This is a genomic window from Streptomyces bugieae (assembly GCF_036352915.1).
GTDB lineage: Bacteria > Actinomycetota > Actinomycetes > Streptomycetales > Streptomycetaceae > Streptomyces > Streptomyces endophytica.
The window spans coordinates 1-18682 of the sequence record NZ_JAZBJP010000044.1; the positions used below are offsets into that span (position 1 = coordinate 1).

The 18682-nt window shown below is 72.6% G+C and carries 12 protein-coding genes and 1 tRNA gene; 7 read left to right on the top strand and 6 right to left on the bottom strand.

The genetic code is table 11. The features are described 5' to 3' along the window. Nucleotides 1-299: 299 nt before the first annotated feature. Entirely contained in the window at nt 300-3875 is a 3576-nt protein-coding gene (gene mfd, locus V2J85_RS36155; protein ID WP_261951036.1) for a transcription-repair coupling factor, read from the bottom strand. Nucleotides 3876-4107: 232 nt separating this feature from the next. On the opposite strand from mfd, the gene V2J85_RS36160 reads away from it, so the two are divergent. Continuing rightward, entirely contained in the window at nt 4108-5736 is a 1629-nt protein-coding gene (locus V2J85_RS36160; protein ID WP_419836865.1) for an MFS transporter, read from the top strand. 21 nt (nt 5737-5757) lie between these two features. Here the strand turns inward: V2J85_RS36160 and V2J85_RS36165 are convergent, their stop codons facing one another. The 4 genes from V2J85_RS36165 to V2J85_RS36180 form a co-directional block, all read right to left on the bottom strand. Continuing rightward, nucleotides 5758-6660, bottom strand: coding sequence for a cellulose-binding protein (locus V2J85_RS36165; protein ID WP_330823890.1), 903 nt, complete (start codon nt 6658-6660; stop codon nt 5758-5760). A 164-nt stretch (nt 6661-6824) separates the two neighbouring features. Continuing rightward, complete coding sequence (locus tag V2J85_RS36170; RefSeq protein WP_410011315.1) at nt 6825-7763, bottom strand: LCP family protein; 939 nt, start codon at nt 7761-7763, stop codon at nt 6825-6827. Nucleotides 7764-8020: 257 nt separating this feature from the next. Then, nucleotides 8021-10678 carry an SUKH-4 family immunity protein gene (locus V2J85_RS36175; RefSeq protein WP_330823891.1) on the bottom strand — a complete coding sequence of 886 codons (2658 nt, stop codon included), beginning with the start codon at nt 10676-10678 and terminating at the stop codon, nt 8021-8023. A 5-nt stretch (nt 10679-10683) separates the two neighbouring features. Continuing rightward, nucleotides 10684-11691 carry an SMI1/KNR4 family protein gene (locus V2J85_RS36180; RefSeq protein WP_330823892.1) on the bottom strand — a complete coding sequence of 336 codons (1008 nt, stop codon included), beginning with the start codon at nt 11689-11691 and terminating at the stop codon, nt 10684-10686. Between the two features lie 373 nt (nt 11692-12064). Here V2J85_RS36180 and V2J85_RS36185 point away from each other — a divergent pair, with 373 nt between their 5' ends. Beyond that, a complete protein-coding gene (locus V2J85_RS36185; RefSeq protein ID WP_330823893.1) occupies nt 12065-12583 on the top strand; it encodes a YwqJ-related putative deaminase in 519 nt (172 codons plus the stop codon). 9 nt (nt 12584-12592) lie between these two features. Then, nucleotides 12593-13165 (top strand): SUKH-3 domain-containing protein, encoded by a 573-nt coding sequence (locus V2J85_RS36190; RefSeq protein ID WP_261951030.1) that lies wholly within the window; start codon nt 12593-12595, stop codon nt 13163-13165. Nucleotides 13166-13240: 75 nt separating this feature from the next. On the opposite strand, the gene V2J85_RS36195 is transcribed toward V2J85_RS36190, so the two are convergent. Continuing rightward, nucleotides 13241-14653, bottom strand: a complete 1413-nt coding sequence (locus tag V2J85_RS36195) for a sensor histidine kinase (protein WP_330823894.1) — start codon at nt 14651-14653, stop codon at nt 13241-13243. A gap of 397 nt (nt 14654-15050) precedes the next feature. Here V2J85_RS36195 and V2J85_RS36200 point away from each other — a divergent pair. From V2J85_RS36200 to V2J85_RS36215, 4 genes are all read left to right on the top strand, one after another. Then, nucleotides 15051-15125, top strand: a tRNA-Gln gene (locus V2J85_RS36200). 118 nt (nt 15126-15243) lie between these two features. After that, complete coding sequence (glmU, locus tag V2J85_RS36205; protein WP_315975372.1) at nt 15244-16701, top strand: bifunctional UDP-N-acetylglucosamine diphosphorylase/glucosamine-1-phosphate N-acetyltransferase GlmU; 1458 nt, start codon at nt 15244-15246, stop codon at nt 16699-16701. 99 nt (nt 16702-16800) lie between these two features. Next, nucleotides 16801-17775: a ribose-phosphate diphosphokinase gene (locus V2J85_RS36210; RefSeq protein WP_030413455.1), complete on the top strand. Its 975-nt coding sequence runs from the start codon at nt 16801-16803 to the stop codon at nt 17773-17775. Between the two features lie 217 nt (nt 17776-17992). Then, nucleotides 17993-18583: a 50S ribosomal protein L25/general stress protein Ctc gene (locus V2J85_RS36215; protein ID WP_261951027.1), complete on the top strand. Its 591-nt coding sequence runs from the start codon at nt 17993-17995 to the stop codon at nt 18581-18583. Nucleotides 18584-18682 lie beyond the last annotated feature (99 nt).

Consider the following 18682-nt stretch of genomic DNA (forward strand, 5'->3'; position numbering starts at 1 on the left):
CGTCGTGGCGCGGCCGAGCCCCTGGTCTTTGACTTTTCTCCCCACCGGGCAGGGGCGCGATTCCGGCCGCAGGGGGTGGGCCGGAGGGGGCGGGTTTCCGGGCTTCGCTTCCAAAGGCCTAATCAGAGCGAAGGCGGAGCGCCAGCGGAGCGTGAAGCGTCAGCAGTCCGGAAACCCGCCCCCGGAGGACCACACCCGGCACCACCCACCAAGCGAGCGCCCCCGGCCCAACAACCCCCACGCCCGCCGAAGGCGGAAGAAACAGCAACCCCCACGGCGGGAAAGCCGAAAACGTACGGCTACGTCAAAACCGTCGTGAGGAACTCGCCCACCCAGGCGAGCAACTCACGTCCCACCACCGGCTTGCCGCCGATCTTGGCCGTCGTGGGACGCGGAACCAGGATCTGGTGAGCGGCCGGCTTGAGGACCGTACGGGGGTACAACCGCTTCAGGCGGAGTTCCTGGGACTCGCGGAGGTCGACCGGGCCGAAGCGGATGTTGGCGCCCTGGAGGGTGATGTCCGAGACGCCGCAGGAACGGGCCAGCATCCGCAGGCCGGCGACGAGCAGGAGGTTCTCGACCGGCTCGGGCAGCTTGCCGTAGCGGTCGGTGAGCTCCTCGCGGACCGCCGCGATGTCCTCCTCGGAGTTCGCGGAAGCGATGGCGCGGTACGCCTGGAGACGCAGCCGCTCGCCGGGGGCGTAGTCGTGCGGGACGTGCGCGTCGACCGGCAGCTCGATCTTGACCTCCAGGGGCGGCTCCTCCTCGACACCGCCCTCCAGCGAGGCCCGGTAGTCGGCGACCGCCTCGCCCACCATCCGCACGTACAGGTCGAAGCCGACGCCGGCGATGTGGCCGGACTGCTCGCCGCCGAGGAGGTTTCCGGCGCCGCGGATCTCCAGGTCCTTCATGGCGACGTACATGCCGGCGCCCATCTCCGTGTGCTGGGCGATGGTGGCGAGACGCTCGTGGGCGGTCTCGGTCAGCGGCTTCTCGGGCGGGTAGAGGAAGTACGCGTAGCCGCGTTCGCGGCCGCGGCCGACCCGGCCGCGGAGCTGGTGCAGCTGCGAGAGGCCGAAGTTGTCGCCGCGCTCCACGATCAGGGTGTTGGCGTTGGAGATGTCGATGCCGGATTCGACGATCGTGGTGGAGACCAGGACGTCGAACTTCTTCTCCCAGAAGTCGACGACGACCTGTTCGAGGGCGGATTCCGACATCTGGCCGTGGGCGGTGGCGATCCGCGCCTCGGGGACGATCTCGCGGAGGCGGGCGGCGGCGCGGTCGATGGACTCGACGCGGTTGTGGATGTAGAAGACCTGGCCCTCGCGGAGCAGTTCGCGGCGGATGGCGGCGCCGATCTGCTTCTGCTCGTAGGGGCCGACGAAGGTCAGGACCGGGTGCCGCTCCTCCGGCGGGGTGGTGATCGTGGACATCTCGCGGATGCCGGTGACCGCCATTTCGAGGGTCCGGGGGATCGGGGTCGCGGACATCGTCAGGACGTCGACGTTGGCGCGGAGCTTCTTGAGCTGTTCCTTGTGCTCGACGCCGAAGCGCTGCTCCTCGTCGACGATGACCAGGCCCAGGTCCTTGAACTTGGTCTCGGAGGAGAACAGACGGTGGGTGCCGATGACGATGTCGACGGCGCCGTCCCGCAGGCCCTCCAGGGTCGCCTTGGCCTCGGTGTCGGTCTGGAAGCGGGACAGCGCCTTGACGCTGACCGGGAACTGGCCGTACCGCTCGGTGAAGGTGCCGTAGTGCTGCTGGACGAGCAGCGTGGTCGGGACCAGGACGGCGACCTGCTTGCCGTCCTGGACCGCCTTGAAGGCCGCGCGGACCGCGATCTCGGTCTTGCCGTAGCCGACGTCGCCGCAGATCAGCCGGTCCATCGGGACCGACTTCTCCATGTCCTCCTTGACCTCGGCGATGGTGGTGAGCTGGTCGGGCGTCTCCGCGTACGGGAAGGCGTCCTCCAGCTCGCGCTGCCAGGGGGTGTCCGGGCCGAAGGTGTGGCCGGGGGCCGCCATCCGGGCCGAGTACAGCTTGATCAGGTCGGCCGCGATCTCCTTGACGGCCTTCTTCGCGCGCGCCTTGGTCTTCGTCCAGTCGGCGCCGCCGAGGCGGTGCAGGGTCGGGGCCTCGCCGCCCACGTACTTGGTGACCTGCTCCAGCTGGTCGGTGGGGATGTAGAGGCGGTCGCCGGGCTGGCCGCGCTTGGCGGGGGCGTACTCGACGAGGAGGTACTCGCGGGTGGCGCCCTGGACCGTGCGCTGCACCATCTCGATGTAGCGGCCCACGCCGTGCTGTTCGTGGACGATGTAGTCGCCCGCTTCGAGGGTGAGCGGGTCGATGGTCTTGCGGCGGCGGGCCGGCATCCGCTGGCCGTCCTTGCCGGCGGCCTTCTGGCCGGACAGGTCGGTCTCGGTCAGCACGGCGAGCTGGAGCTGCGGGGCGACGAAGCCGTTGTCGAGGGAGCCGCAGGCGACGTGGACGAGGGCCGGCGAGATCTCGGGGAGGTCGGCGTCCAGGCGGGCGGCGATGCCCTCGCCGCCGAGCACCTCGACCGTACGGGCCGCGGGGCCGTGCGCCTCGGTGACGTAGACCGTGCGCCAGCCGTCGGCGAGCCACTGCTTGGTGTCGGCCAGCGCCCGCTGGGTGTCGCCGCGGTACGTCTCGGGGGCCTGCAGGCCCAGCTTGAGGGTGTCGCCGTCGTCCCCGCCGGCCAGGTCCTCGTCGCCGTCGGCACCGGGCCCGATGTCGCCGGAGGCGAACGGCGTCACCGACCACCACATCATGTCCAGCTCACGGGCGCGGTCGCGGACGTCCGCGATGCCCCACAGGGACGCCGCGCCGACGTCGATGGGCGCGTCGCCGCCGCCCGCCGTCGCGGCCCAGCTGGCCTGTAGGAACTCCTGACTGGTCGCGACCAGGTCGGCGGCCCGGGTGCGCACCCGCTCCGGGTCGCAGACCACGGCCATGGAGCCCTTGGGCAGGACGTCGAGCAGCAGCTCCATCTCGTCGACGAGGACCGGTGCGAGCGACTCCATGCCCTCGACCGCGATGCCCTCGGCGATCTTGCCGAGGAGTTCGCCCAGCTCCGGGTGGAGCTCGGCGAGGGTCGCGGCCCGGTCGCGGACGTCCGCGGTGAGCAGCAGCTCACGGCACGGCGGCGCCCACAGGCCGTGCTCGGCGATCTCCAGGGAGCGCTGGTCGGCGACCTTGAAGTAGCGGATCTCCTCGACGTCGTCGCCCCAGAACTCGATCCGGAGGGGGTGCTCCTCGGTGGGCGGGAAGACGTCCAGGATGCCGCCGCGGACCGCGAACTCGCCGCGCTTCTCGACCAGTTCGACGCGGGCGTAGGCGGCCGCCGCCAGGCCGTCGACGATCTCCTCCAGATCGGCGGTCTGGCCCGTGCGCAGACTGACCGGCTCCAGGTCGCCCAGGCCCTTGACCTGCGGCTGGAGCACCGAGCGGATCGGCGCGACGACGACGGAGACGGGGCCCGCGGTGGGGTCGTCCTGGCTGGGGTGGGTGAGCCGGCGGAGCACCGCCAGGCGCCGGCCGACGGTGTCCGAGCGCGGGGAGAGCCGCTCGTGCGGCAGCGTCTCCCAGGACGGGTACTCGACGACGGAGTTGTCCTCGCCGGCCGGCATCAGGCTGCGCAGCGCGGCGGCGAGGTCCTCGGCCTCCCGGCCGGTGGCGGTGACCGCCAGCACCGGGCGCTTCGCCTCGCGGGCGAGCGCGGCGATCACGAACGGGCGGGCGGCCGGCGGGCCCACGAGATCCACGTGCGGGCGGCGTCCGTCGGTCGCGGCCCGGACCGCTTCGGCGAGCGCCGGGTCCCGTACGACGGCGTCGAGCAGACCAGTCAGGCTCATGAAAGGCTTCCGTCCCAGAAAGCGAGGCGAACAACGCGAACAGCCCGCGGCGTCACACGGGCGGGGGTTGCCCACGATACGCCCGACCGCCGACAAACCGCCGACCGAGCGGACGGCGCCCGGCCAGGGGCGGACCGCCCGGTCCCGTTCCGGATCCCGGTCCGGCATGGAAGGCTGTGACGGGAACGGTGTCCACTACACACAACGGTGGCACGGAAGCGGAGGGGGACCCATGAGCCGCACGACCAGGGGCAGCGACAGCCCCACGGACCGGGGGACGGACGGCCCGCGGACGCCGGCACCGGACACCGGGGACGCCCGCACCGGGCGGCGCGGCCCGGTCGTCGCCGCCCTGATGCTCGGCATGGCGCTGGCCGCGCTGGACTCCACGATCATCGCCACCGCCGTCCCCCAGATCGTCGGCGACCTCGGCGGCTTCGCGGTCTTCTCCTGGCTGTTCTCCGGCTACCTGCTGGCCGTCACCGTCACCCTGCCGGTCTACGGCAAGCTCTCCGACACCTTCGGCCGCAAGCCCATCCTGATCACCGGCATCGTGCTCTTCCTGGCCGGCTCGCTGGCCTGCGCCGCGGCCTGGAACATGGCGTCGCTGATCGCCTTCCGGGTGCTGCAGGGCCTGGGTGGCGGCGCCCTCCAGGGCACCGTGCAGACCATCGCCGCCGACCTCTACCCGATGAAGGAACGCCCCAAGATCCAGGCCAAGCTCTCCGGTGTCTGGGCCACCTCGGCGGTCGCCGGGCCGGCGCTCGGCGGACTGCTCGCCGCGTACGCGGACTGGCGGTGGATCTTCCTGGTCAACCTGCCGGTCGGCGCGGTGGCGCTGTGGCTGATCGGGCGGCACTTCACGGAGCCGCGGCGCGCCGCGGACCGCAGCGGCGGCCCGGCCGGCCGGCCCCGGGTGGACTGGCCCGGCGCCCTGGCGATCTTCGCCTGCGGCGGGCTGCTGCTGACCGCCCTGGTCCAGGGCGGCGTCGCCTGGGCCTGGCTCTCCACCCCGTCCCTGCTGCTGTTCGCCGGCAGCGCGCTGTGCGCCGCGGCCACCGTCCTGATCGAACGGCGCGCCGCCGAGCCGATCATCCCCGGCTGGGTGTGGCGCCGCCGCACCATCTCCGCGGTCAACCTCGCCCTGGGCGCGCTCGGCCTGCTGATGGTCGCCCCCACCGTCTTCCTGCCCACCTACGCCCAGTCGGTGCTGGGCCTGGGCCCGATCGCGGCCGGTTTCGTGCTGTCCGTGATGACCCTGAGCTGGCCGGTCTCGGCCGCGCTGAGCAGCCACGTCTACAACCGCCTCGGGATCCGCAACTGCGCCCTGCTCGGCATCGGCGCGGCCGGGCTGATCCTGCTCGCCTTCCCGCTGCTGCCCTACCCCGGCGCGGCCTGGCAGCCCGCGCTGATCATGCTGGCGCTGGGCGCCGCCCTCGGCCTCTTCCAGCTGCCGCTGATCATCGGCGTGCAGTCGTCCGTCGGCTACGCCGAGCGCGGCACCGCCACCGCGTCCATACTCTTCTGCCGCCAGGTCGGCCAGTCCGTCGGCGCCGCCCTCTTCGGCGCCGTCGCCAACACCACCCTCAAGGACCGCCTCGCCGACGCCCCGGCCGACATCCGCCCCGGCCTGCCCGGCGACCTCGACGCGGTCTCGCACGCCCTGGAGCACGCCGGCACGCTCACCGCGCACGCCACCGACTACCTCCGCCGCGCGGTCGCCACCACCGTCGGCCATGTCTACCTCGGCGCCGCCACGGCCGCCGCGCTCGCCGTGCTCGCCCTGCTCCTGCTCGCCCCGCGGCGCTTCCCGGTGCACGCGGACGCCGGTACGGCGGAGGCCGAGCCCGGCGGGAAGTAGCCGGGCCGGAACCCTTGCGGGTCAGCCGCCGGCCTGGCGCGGCAGCTGGCTCTCCACGGTGTCCTCCTCGTCGGGGCCGAAGGGGCCGGCCGCCGGGCGGTCGTCCTCCGGCACCGGGGCCTTCCCGGTCAGCGCCGCCAGGCTGTTGCGGACGTGCGCCATGTGGGAACGGAGCTCCTCGCGCTCCTCGTCGTGCTCCCGCAGCACCCGCTCCGTGGACCGCTCGACGCGCTCCGCCGCGACCCGGGCCTGCGCCAGCAGTTCGGCGGCCTGGTCCTCGGCGGCCTCCTGGTGGTGCCGGGCGGCCTCCTCGGCCTGGGCGTAGCGCCGGCGCTCGTCGGCGAGCAGCGCCTGGCCCCGCTCGTCCAGCTCGGCCACCAGCCGGTCCAGCGCCGCCTCCCGCTCGGCGATCTCCCGCCCGGCCGCGTCCCACTCCTCCGCCTGCCGCTTCTCCTGGTCGCCGAGCAGCTGGTCGGTGCGCCGCACCACGTCCGCGAGCACCTCGGCGGCCTCCGTGCGCAGCTGCCCGGCCTCCCGGGACGCCGTCGCCACCAGCTTCGTGGCGTTGTCCCGGGCCACCTCCTCGGTGTGCCGGGCCCGTTCGTCGGCGTCGGCGCGCAGCACGGACGCCGCCTTGTCCGCCGACTCCCGGACCTTCTTGGCGTGCGCGTCGGCCGCGTCCCGCTCCTGCTCGGCGGCCTCCTCGGCCTCCGCGCGCAGCCGCGCCGCCTCGGACTCCGCCGTGGTCAGGATCAACCGGGCCTCGCTGCCGAGGGATTCGTACGTCTGCGGGGGCAGCTTGGCCAGATAGAGCCGCAGCTCGGCGAGTTCGGCCTCCATCTCGTTGCCCAGGACGGTGAGCCGCGCGGCCCGCTCCCAGCAGGAGTCACGGTCGATGGAGAGCCCCTCGAAGCGGCGGTCCACATCCTCCGGCCGGTACCCACGGCCCCGTACGATCTCGAACCCGTGAGGCGAAACCGATGCACTCATCCCTCAAGCCCCTCTGTGCAGTTGCGCGCACTTCTCCTCGGACCGGCCGGCGGCGGCGTCCTCGCGACCCTCCGGCCGACCCACTGCACCAGGATGCGTTATTTATCGACAGAAGTCGGAATTGGATCATCGTGGCGCAACGCCCGGAACAACCGGCTCGCCCCGTTTTCGTCCCACAGCAGTACCGACCCGGCCCCGGCCACCATCACCCCCGGCTGCCGCACCGGCACCGTCGTCGCCGCCCCGCTCCCGCCCGCGAGCCGCTTCATCGCCCAGCCCATGTCCAGCAACTGCGCCATTCCGGCCTGCTGATCCACCCTCAGCGCCGCCACCGACACATCCAGCACCCGCCGCAGCCGGAACGGATCGAGCAGCACCCGGGAGTCCGTCATCCCGTCCGCCAGCGCACCGATCAGCCGGCGCTGCCGCTTCACCCGTCCGAGGTCCCCCTGCGGGTCGGCATACCGCGCCCGGACGTACGCCAGCGCCTGGGTGCCGTTCATCCGCCGGCAGCCGGCCGGGAAGTCCGCCCCCGACCTCTCGTCCCGCAGCGGCCGCTCCAGACACAGCCGCACGCCGTCCGGCAGCGCGTCCACCACCTGCACCAGCCCCAGGAAGTTGACCTCCGCGTAGCGGTCGATCCGCAGCCCCGTCGCCTGCTCCACCGTCCGGGTGAGCAGCCGCGGGCCGCCGTCCGCGTATGCCTCGTTGATCTTCCGGCTGCCGTACCCCGGCACCGGCACGTAACTGTCACGCGGCAGGCTGACCAGCGAGGGACCGTGCTCGCCGTAGTGCAGCACCATGATCGTGTCGGTGTTCCGCACCTGGTTGTTGCCGACGTGCAGCTCCTTGCGCTGCTGTGGGGTCAGCTCGGCCCGGCTGTCCGAACCGACCAGCAGCCAGTTCGTGCCCCGGCCCGCGGCCGGCCGCCCCGCGTAGTCACCCAGCGCATCGACGTGCTGCAGCTGCCGCCCCGCCCGCACATACAGCCCCGCCCCGCCCGCCACCACCAGCAGGACCAGCACCAGCAGCGCCACCAGCAGCCACCTCAGCCAGGACAGCCGGGACGACCGGGGCCCCGTCCCCCGGCGCCGCGGCGGGCGCCGGGGCGGCAGCGAACGGTCGATCCGCCGCCGGTGCCACCACGGCGGCCGCCGCGCCCGGTACAGCGTCGTCGACGAGGCAGGCCACGGCGACGGCCACGACGGGGGGATCGGACGGCCCATACAGGCATGGTCAGGGCGCCGGGCCCGGCCCGCAGGTCGAGCGCCCCCGCCCTAGCCGGGAGCGCCCGTTACAGCAGGCCGTCCCACATCTGCTCCAGCAGCACCGACCACCAGGTCTCCGGCGAACCGAGCGCCGGCGGATCCAGCGCCACCAGCTGCGCCTGGAAGTCCACCGTCCAGCGGCCCGCCTGCTCCGGCGTGAGCCCGTACCGCAGCCGCCACATCCGGCCCAGCATCGCCAGACAGCGCACGAACTCCGGCAGCCCGGAGTTCACGAACTGCGGCGCGGCCGGCTGACCGCCCGGACCGGCCTCCATCGGCACCGCCACGATGTTCGCGGTCCCGTACTGGACGCACAGCTGACGGCCGAAGTCGTTGCCCATCACCAGGTACGACCCGGCGTCCGACGCCGGCTGCACCCCGCGCTCCGCCGCCAGCTCCGCCAGCGTCGGCACCGGACGGCCCGGCTGCGCCTGCGCCCAGAAGAACGGCCCGAAGTCCACCGGCAGCCCGGCCCACACCAGCATCTGCGCCACCACGTCGGGCACGCCGTGCCGGGAGACCGCCCGCTGGTCGAACCGGAAGATGCCCTGCGGCCCGAAGGACTGCTCCAGCTCCTGCCCGATCACCTGCGGCGGCACCGGCGGAACCGGCGGCACCTGCGACGGATGCGGCAACGGCACCCGCACCGGGGCCGGCCGCGCCGGACCGTCCGCGACCTGGTGCAACTCGCCCTGGTGCTCGACGAGATGACGCACACCCTGCTGACGCGAGGCGTGGTCCCGGCCGTACGCGGCGGTGTGGCTGATCCGCACCTGCGGCCAGTTGTCCCGGATCATCCGCGCGCAGTAGCCGCCCGGCAGATCACAGCACTCCAGCTCGGTGTGCAGCTCCAGCACCTGCTGCGGCGGGACGTTCATCCCGCGCAGCTCGTGCAGCAGCTGCCACTCCGGATGCGGCGTACCGGGCGCCGAGCGGCGCACGATCTTCTGCTCCGAACCGTCCGGGGCGCGATAGCTCAGCACCGCCATGTAGCCCGGGCCGACCGTCGGCTGACCACTGGGCGCCGGCGGGTAGCCGTACGCACCGGGAGCCGCACCACCGGGGCCCGGCACACCGGGCGGCGGGGCGGACTGCCCTTGCGGCGGACCCGGCACACCGGGCGGCGGAACACCGGGACCGGCGGCCGGCGGCACACCGGGCGCGCCCGGACCACCGGGGCCGCCCGGACCACCGGGCAGCGCCGCGCCACTGGCCAGCATCGTCGCCGCGGCGTGCACCCCACCGGAGGCACCGCCCGTGGCGGGCGCCGGCGGGGGCGGCGGCGGACCGCCCGGCGCACCCTGGCCCCCCTGCGCGCCCTGAGCGCCGTGCGCCCCCTGGCCGGGCCGCCCCGGCGGACCGGGCGGCTTGGGCACACCGGGTACGCCCGGAGGCGAGGGCGGCGGCGGCACACCCGGCCCCGCACCCGCACCACCCGGACCACCGGCACCACCGGCACCACCGGCACCCACGAGATCCTGCAGCGACGCCCCGTCGGCGAGCATCGTCGCCGCGGCGTGCACTCCGCCGCCCGGACCGCCGGCACCCGTACCGCCGGAACCCGCCGCGTCACCCGCACCGGGTCCGTCCGCGCCGCCCGGCCCGTCCACCGCACTCAGATCGAGACCGTCCGCATCCAGCTGCGAGACCAGCTGCGTCGGCACGTACCCGCCGGCCGGCGCACCGGCCGCGGGCCCACCGGACGGACCCGCGCCGGTCCCGCCCGTGCCCGCGGCCGGGGGTTCCGCGGCCCGCGGGGCGGGCGGGGGCGTGCCGGGGCCGGGAGCGCCCGGTGCCGCGACACCGGGCGGCGGCGGGACGTCCGCGACCGGCGGCCCCGACGGCGGCGGCAGGTCCGGCAGCCCCGGAACGGCCGGCGGCGCGGACGGCATCGGCGGCAGCGGCGCGCCGGGACCGCCGGCACCGTCGGACGGCAGGTCCAGCGCCGGCGCGACCTGGGTACGCGGCAACTGGCTGCCGCCCTGCAGCAGTTCGGTCTTGGCGTCCGGCCGCGCCCGCGGCGCCACCGGGGCGTCCTCCTCGTCGCAACCGGCCAGCGGCGGCGCGAAGACCGTCGCGGGCAGCCCCACCGAACGGTCCCCGCCCCCCGCGTCGGAATGGGTCGTGTCCGCCGCCGCCCAGGGGGTGTCGTCGCCGGCACCCGAAGCGGGGGCGGGGGCAGGAGCGGGCGCGGGCGTCGCGGACGGCTGCGGGGCGGCGGCCTGGTGCGGCACCGACGGGGCCGCCGGGCCGGCACCCGCGCCGGTCCCCTCCCCCGCACTCCCCGCGCCGCCGTGCCGGTCCGGGATGCCGATCGCGTCCGCCGCCTCCTGCAGCCACTCCGGCGGCGTCAGCAGGAACGACGTCGCCTCCAGATCGATCCGCTGCGGCGGCGGCTCGGCAGCGCCGTACCCGCCGTCCACCGGCGAGCCGTACTCCTCCTCGTAACGGCGGATCACCTCGCCCACCGGCAGCCCCGGCCACAGCGTGGTCTCCCCGCTGTCCCGCGCGATCACCATCCGGGCCCGGCCGCCCTCCGACGCCGGACCCCCCTCACGGTCCTCCGCCCAGGCCACGAAACCCAGGTCGAACTCCCGCACCCGCACATCACGGTGGAGCTCCGCCGGCACCTCGCCGTTCACCCACCGCTCGGCGCGCTCCTGCGCCTGCGCGAACGTCACCACCGCGATCAGCCCCCCACCGCGACGGCCTGCGCGAAACCGCCGTCCACCATCAGGTTCGCCACCGTCTCCAGCTCCGGCGGGTTACCCGCCAGCCGCTGCAGGAAATCGTCGAAATCCGCCCCGCACGGCAACAACAGCCGCTCCACCCGCTCCTGCACCGTCCAGCCGTCCCGGTCCCGCGCATCGTCGTACGGGCAGAACCACACCGAACCCCGCCCCTCACCGCGCACCTTCACCGCGACCACACCGCCCTGCGCGAACGCCACCCCCAGATAGTCCTTGGTGAAGTGGTCCCGCAGGCACTTGTTCACGTACACCAGGTCGTTGACCGCCGCGTCGTCCCGCACCGTGAAGAACGGCTGGTCCACCAGCAGCCCCAACTCCGCGTCCAGCGCCGCACCCACCGGCGCGCACCCGCCGGCCGCCTTCACGAACGACCGGTACGCACCCGGCAGCCGGTACCCCAGCGCCTCCTCGGCCTGGACCACCTGCTCCTCACCCACCGACAGATCGCGGTGCGGCAACCCGAAGTGCGCCGGCCGGGTCTCCTGCAACGGCCGCGTCCCGCGCTTGTCGTGCGCCACCGCCGCCGTCGCCAGCCCACCGTGATGCCGCAGCAGCGCCTTCACCTCGACCGGGATCAGCTCCATCCGCCGCGTACCGGCCACGTGGTGCCAGGTCCAGCCGTGCGGCGTGGCCACCGACGGCACATCTATCCACAGCTCATGGCCCTGCGCGTGCAGCGCCGCGTTCGCCGACACGTAGTCCGTCAGCCTCAGCTCGTCGACCCCGAAGCCCTCCGGCGGCTCGGCGATCTCCGCCGCGGCCCGGGCGTACGGCGTGAACTCCGGGAAGCCCCGCCCGTCCATCCGCACTCCCGCGGGATACCGCGCGGCACGCACCGGATCCGGAAAATGCACGACCTGTCCGGCATAGGCCGCATTCGGTGGCGCGGCATGTCCCGCCGCCTGGGGGCCGGGTGGAACCCCCAGCCCTGGCCGACCTGTCGTCATCGCGGTTGCCCCCTGGCTGAAGCTGGCTTTGAGGCACAGCCTATGCCGTACCGCAACACCCTCCGCCGCCCCCGCCCCGCACGTCAGCGCCGCCCCCCGGGCCCGCGACACGGCACCTCCGCCCCCGCGGAACCTCACCCTCCGCCCGCACGCCCCCCGCCCGTCAGCCCCGCGACACACCGGCGTCACCCGCCGGCCCACCACCCCCGAACCCCGCACACCACCCCGCCCACCAGCCCCGTTGACCCCCGACCGACACCCCGTCAGCTCGTGGTGATCACCGCGACAGGCCGTCCGACTACCGGAACACCCAGCACATTTGGCAGGCTGACCCCCGCAACCGGGGGGTTTGCAGGGAGGGAAAGCACCACGGATGAGCACCACGGCACGCCACGGCACCGGCACCGAAGCCGGCGACCCCCGCATCGGCTGGAGCGGCACCGCCGACACGCACCGCCCGCCCACGCTGCACCACCGCCGCGACGGCATCCTCCCCACCATCGGCGCCGCCCTGTCCGTACGCGGACACACCCTCACCTGCACCGCCAGCAAGGCCGAACAGCCCCCGCCGCTGCACCCGCTCGTCCAGGACTTCCTCGACACCCTCGCCACCGCACAACGCGAACGCTTCACCGGACGATGTCCCGAGGCCGTCCTGCTCTCCCGCCACCTCACCGCCGTCGAGGCCAACCGCGGCAAACGCGCCTCCCGCAAGCCCCTCACCAACGGCGAAGCCCGCCGCTCCCTGAAACACTCCAAGATCACCGCACGCCACATCCGCGAGGACGGCGACCCCCAGCACGGCAGCTACGCCCCACCCTGCCGCTCCTGCGACGCCCTCCTCGCCCACTTCGGCGTCATGCCGATCGGCGCGACGCCCACAGGGAGCTGAACCGCCACCATGCCGCCCACCACCCCCGGACCCCGGGACGCCGCCCACGACCGGACCCCCGGCCCCGGCCGCACCGACTCCACCCGGTTCCCCGCCGCCGTCGACGTCGCCCTCCAGGAAGCCGGCTGGCAACCCGGCCGCTGGGACATAAAGCAGGCCGAACGCTGGGCCGACACCCTCCGCGCCCACACCTCCCCCGCCGGCCACCGCCACACCGTCTTCCCCGCCGCCGTCGAAGCCTGGGCCGAATTCGGCGGCCTGCGCATCGCCGGCCCCGGACCCGGCCGCCACATCGCCCCCGCGCCCTTCGTCATCGACCCCCTGCACGGCCTCCACCTCGCCCGCACCCTCGGCGACCTCGGCCGCGCCCTCGCCACCGACGTCGCCCCCCTCGGCCGCGAGGAACTCACCACCCACGACGGCGTCCACCCCCAGGCCACCCTCGCCATCGACGCCGAAGGCCGCGTCTACAGCCTCGACCACACCGGCGACTGGTACCTCGGCGCGGACATCGACACGGCGCTGGGCACCCTCGTGCTCGGCACACGACCGGGCCGGCTCTCCACACAAGGGGCGGACTGACCGCGGCGGCGCACCACGGCACCTCCCGCGGACGAGACACCCCGCCCACAGGGCAGGGCAGAAAGGACGTCCGGGTCAGCCCGCGACGTGCGGAGCCGGCTGCGGCGTCGGCAGCACCGCCGAGACCCGGAAACCACCGGTGTCCGTCGGACCCGAGACGAAGACGCCCCCCAGGGCCGTCACCCGCTCCCGCATCCCGACCAGACCGTTGCCACCGCTCGGCAACCCGGCATCCGCCGCCCCGCCCTCACACGGACCGTTCTCCACCTGCACCGCCAGCTCACCCTCACGATGCGCCAGCCGCACCCGCGCCCGGGCACCCGGCGCATGCTTGTGGACGTTCGTCAGCGCCTCCTGGACCACGCGGTACACCGCCCGCTCCACCCGCGCCGCATAGCGCGGACGCGACGACTCCCCCTCGTCGCCGTCCACCGACAGCTCCACCACCATCCCGGCCGCCCGGGACTGCCCCACCAGGTCCCCCAGGTCATCCAGACCTGGCCCGTCCGGATCCCCCTCCACCGCCGACGAGGACTCCACGGCGGACCGGTCCCGCGCCCCCTCGGCCGCCTCCTGCGCCCGCACCCGCGACGCCACCGCCGCCAGCCGCTCCGGCACGTCCGCCCCGGCGGCACCCCGCACCGCCGACCCCTCGGCCGTCCGCAGCACCCCCAGCATCTCCCGCAGCTCCGTCAGCGCCTGCCGGCCCATGTCCCCCACCAGAGCCGCGTTCTTCGACGCCTTCTCCGGGTCCTTCAACGCCACCGCCTGCAGCGCCGCCGCATGCACCACCATCAGGCTCACCCGGTGCGCGACCACGTCGTGCATCTCCCGCGCGATCCGCGTCCGCTCCTCGTTACGGGCCCACTCCGCCCGCTCCTCGGCCCGGTCCGCCAACAGCGACAGCTCACGCTCCAGACCGTCCGCACGCTCCCGCAGACTCTCCACCAACCGCCGCCGCGCACCGACGTACAGACCCCACAGCACCGGCGGCGCCGTCAGCACCAGCCCCAGCGCCAGCGCCATCACCGGCACCAGCCACACCGGCGGATTGAAGTCCGGCTGCGACGCGATGTCCTGCCGCATGCTGAGGAACGTCATCACCAACGTCCCCGTCACCGTCATGCCGGCCAGCAGCGCGGTGATCCGCCGCGGCACATCCGACGCGGCCAGGGTGTACAGCCCCACGACGCTCAGCAGCCCGCCCATCTCCGCAGGCATCACCGCTATCGAGACCAGCACCACCACCACGGGCCACCGGCGACGCACCAGCAACACCGGGCCCACCAGCAGACCGAGCAGCATCCCCAGCAGCTCCGGCAGATCCGCCCCATGCGCGAAACTCGCGCCTTCGAGCAGGCACTCCACCGTCGAAGCGGCCGCCAGCGACGCGTCCAGTACGGCGCTGCGCCGCCGCGCCCACCACCACGGCCCACCTATCGGCGCACCCCGCGCCCCCACACCTTCACTTGCCCCCGTCGCGGTCATACCGACCAGCCTACGGGGGCCCACCCCCGTTCCTCCGCCCTCTTGTGGACGCCCGCTCGCCCGGATACCAGCCTTACCCTCGGTTATCCCTCGAACTGTTGAATCGCCCACATTTTCGACTCATTCCACCGCCTTGCCCCCCATGCCGAACACTCATCCCACCCACCGCGACTACGAAGTGTTACGCCACCGGACCGCCACCCTCCCGCCGCGCCGTGACCCACGAATCCGCCGACGCGGCAGGGGGCGAGCAGCGCCGGACGGATCACCCGGGCTCCACCCTCCGGGTTCTCCAGCGCGCGGAGCTATACCGTCGCGTCGAAGGCCGCTGGTACGGCATAGTGTTGGGTGCCAAGCGGCCAGCCTGACGGAATGTCCGGTTTGAACCGCCCTACCATCCCCTGTGGTGTAATTGGCAGCACTGAGGCTTTTGGTGCCTTATGTCCGGGTTCGAGTCCTGGCAGGGGAGCCAAGCAAAGTTCGGGTCCTGATCGCAAGATCAGGACCCGCCGTCGTTTCGCCCGCAATACGCCCCGGTATCCTTCGGGTGACCACCACCCGAAGTAGCCAAGAAGCCGAAGGGCATCCCCGTGAGCGCCAACCGCCCGGCAGCCGTCGTCGTTCTCGCAGCGGGTGAAGGTACCCGCATGAAGTCGGCGACCCCCAAGGTCCTGCACGCACTCTGCGGCCGCTCCCTCGTCGGCCACGTCGTCGCCGCCTCCCGTGAGCTGGATCCCGAGCATCTCGTCGTGGTCGTCGGCCATGCCCGTGAGCAGGTGCGGGCACACCTCTCCGAGGTCGATCCCGGGGTGCGGACCGCCGTCCAGCACGAGCAGCTGGGTACCGGGCACGCGGTCCGTACGGCGCTGGAGGAGCTGAGCGACAGCGGTGTCGTGCTCGACGGCACGGTGATCGTGGTCTGCGGTGACACCCCGCTGCTGACCGGGGAGACCCTGCAGCGGCTCGCGAAGACGCACGCGGCGGACGGGAACGCGGTGACCGTGCTGTCGGCGGAGGTGCCGGATGCGACGGGTTACGGGCGCATCGTGCGGGATGCGGCGTCGGGCGCGGTGACGGCGATCGTCGAGCACAAGGACGCGTCCGAGGCGCAGCGGGCGGTCCGGGAGATCAATTCGGGGGTGTTCGCCTTCGACGCCCGGCTGCTGGTGGATGCGCTGGGGAAGGTGCGGACGGACAACAGCCAGGGTGAGGAGTACCTCACGGATGTGCTGGGGATCGTGCGTGAGGCCGGGCACCGGGTGGGGGCCGCGGTGGCGGTGGACCACCGGGAGATCCTGGGGATCAACAACCGGGTGCAGTTGGCGGAGGCCCGGCGGCTGCTGAACGAGCGGTTGCTGGAGCGGGCGATGCTGGCGGGTGTGACGGTGGTGGATCCGGCGTCGACGTTCGTGGATGTGTCGGTGTCGTTCGAGCAGGACGTGACGGTGCACCCGGGCACGCAGCTGCTGGGTGCGACGCATGTGGCGTCGGGCGCCGAGGTGGGCCCGCATTCCCGGCTGACGGATACGTCGGTGGCCGAGGGTGCGGTGGTCTCCTTCACGGTCGCCGAGGGTGCGCGGATCGGTGTGGGCGCGAATGTGGGCCCGTATGCGTATCTGCGGCCGGGCACGGATCTTGGTCCGCGTTCGAAGGCCGGCGCGTATGTGGAGATGAAGAACGCGTCGGTGGGTGAGGGCACGAAGGTGCCGCATCTTTCGTATGTGGGGGATGCGACCATTGGCGAGTTCACCAATATCGGTGCGGCCAGTGTGTTCGTGAACTACGACGGTGAGGCGAAGCACCACACGACCGTTGGTTCGCATTGCAGGACGGGGTCGGACAACATGTTTGTGGCTCCTGTCACGATCGGGGACGGCGCTTATACGGCGGCGGGCTCGGTCATCACCAAGGATGTGCCCCCGGGTTCGCTGGCGGTCGCGCGTGGCCAGCAGCGGAATATCGAGGGCTGGGTCGCGCGTAAGCGGCCCGGAAGTGCCGCCGCGCAGGCTGCTGCGGCCGCTCGCCGGGAGACGGACGGCGAGCGGTGATCGGAGTGGGGGAACCTCCCAGCGCCAGCTGGGGGAAGGTGCGCCGTGCGGGGCGTACCGTGATGAGCGCACGCAAACTGTGATTCGAGGAGATTTGCTGTGACCGGGATCAAGACGACCGGCGAGAAGAAGCTGATGCTCTTCTCCGGCCGCGCCCACCCCGAGCTGGCGGAGGAGGTCGCGCATCAGCTGGGTGTCGGCCTGGTCCCGACGAAGGCTTTTGACTTCGCCAACGGTGAGATCTACGTCCGCTATCAGGAGTCGGCGCGCGGTGCGGATTGCTTTTTGATTCAGAGCCACACGGCTCCGATCAATAAGTGGATCATGGAGCAGCTGATCATGATTGATGCGTTGAAGCGGGCGTCGGCCCGTAGCATCACGGTGATCGTGCCGTTCTACGGTTATGCGCGTCAGGACAAGAAGCACCGTGGTCGTGAGCCGATTTCGGCGCGACTGATCGCGGATTTGATGAAGACCGCGGGTGCGGACCGTGTGGTGACGGTGGATCTGCACACGGACCAGATCATGGGTTTCTTCGACGGTCCGGTGGATCATCTTTTTGCGCTGCCGGTGCTGGCGGATTACGTCGGCGCGAAGGTGGACCGGGACAAGCTGACCGTGGTGTCGCCGGATGCCGGCCGGGTGCGGGTGGCGGACCGTTGGTGTGACCGTCTGGGTGCGCCGCTGGCGATCGTGCACAAGCGGCGGGACAAGGACGTGGCGAATCAGGTCACGGTGCACGAGGTCGTCGGTGACGTGAAGGGCCGGGTGTGTGTCCTGGTCGACGACATGATCGACACCGGTGGCACGATTTGCGCGGCGGCGGATGCGCTGTTCGCGAATGGCGCGTCGGATGTGATCGTGACGGCGACGCACGGTGTGCTGTCGGGTCCGGCGGCGGACCGGCTGAAGAATTCGAAGGTGAGCGAGTTCGTGTTCACGAATACGCTGCCGACGCCTTCGGAGCTGGAGCTGGACAAGATCACGGTGCTGTCGATGGCGCCGACCATCGCCCGGGCGATCCGTGAGGTGTTCGAGGACGGTTCGGTGACGAGCCTGTTCGAGGAGCAGTGATCGTCGGCGTCCGTGGGCCGGGGTAGGTCCCCGCGTCCGCCGGGCGCTTGAGATCCATTTTGGGGCGGCCTTCCTGCCGGGTAGACTCGTGGAGTTGCTCGGCGAGGGAGGCCGCCTTTTTTGGGTGGTTGTCCGTTATCGACGCGCTCTTCGTAGCAGGTCTGTCGTGGGCCGGGTGACGCCCACCAGATGTTTCTGAGATACGAGGAGTGCTGTCATGGCCGAGATCAAGCTTTCCGGCGAGCTGCGGAGCGACTTCGGTAAGGGTGCGGCCCGCCGTCTGCGTCGTGAGTCCAAGGTTCCGGGTGTCATCTACGGTCACGGCGCGGAGCCGCAGCACGTGGCGATCGACAGCCACGCGCTGATGATGGCGCTGAAGACGCCGAACGCGCTGCTGCGTCTGGAGTTCGACGGCAAGAGCGAGCTGGTCATCCCCAAGGATGTGCAGCGTGAGGCGATCCGCCGCTTCCTGGTGCACGTGGACTTCCTGGCCGTGAAGAAGGGCGAGAAGGTCACCGTCGAGCTGCCGATCCAGACCGAGGGTGAGCTGGCCCCGGGCGGCAACCTGCTGGAGCACGTGCTGAACACGCTGCCGGTCGAGGCCGAGGCGACGCACATCCCGGAGTCGGTGACGGTGTCGATCGCGGGCCTGGACGCGGGTACGTCGGTGCTGGCGAAGGACATCGCGCTGCCGTCGGGCGTGTCGCTGGCTGTCGAGGACGAGGCCGTCGTCCTCCAGGTCGTGTCGGCGCAGGCCGAGGCTCCGGCCGAGGAGGCCGAGGGCGAGGCCGAGGGCGCCGAGGCCTGATTCGCTTCCGGGGCCGGCGTGCCCTGGTGATTCTTTTGGTGACCGTCGTCCCGTGCCGTTGGCGCGGGGCGGCGGTCGTGCCGTTGGAGGAGGGTGCAG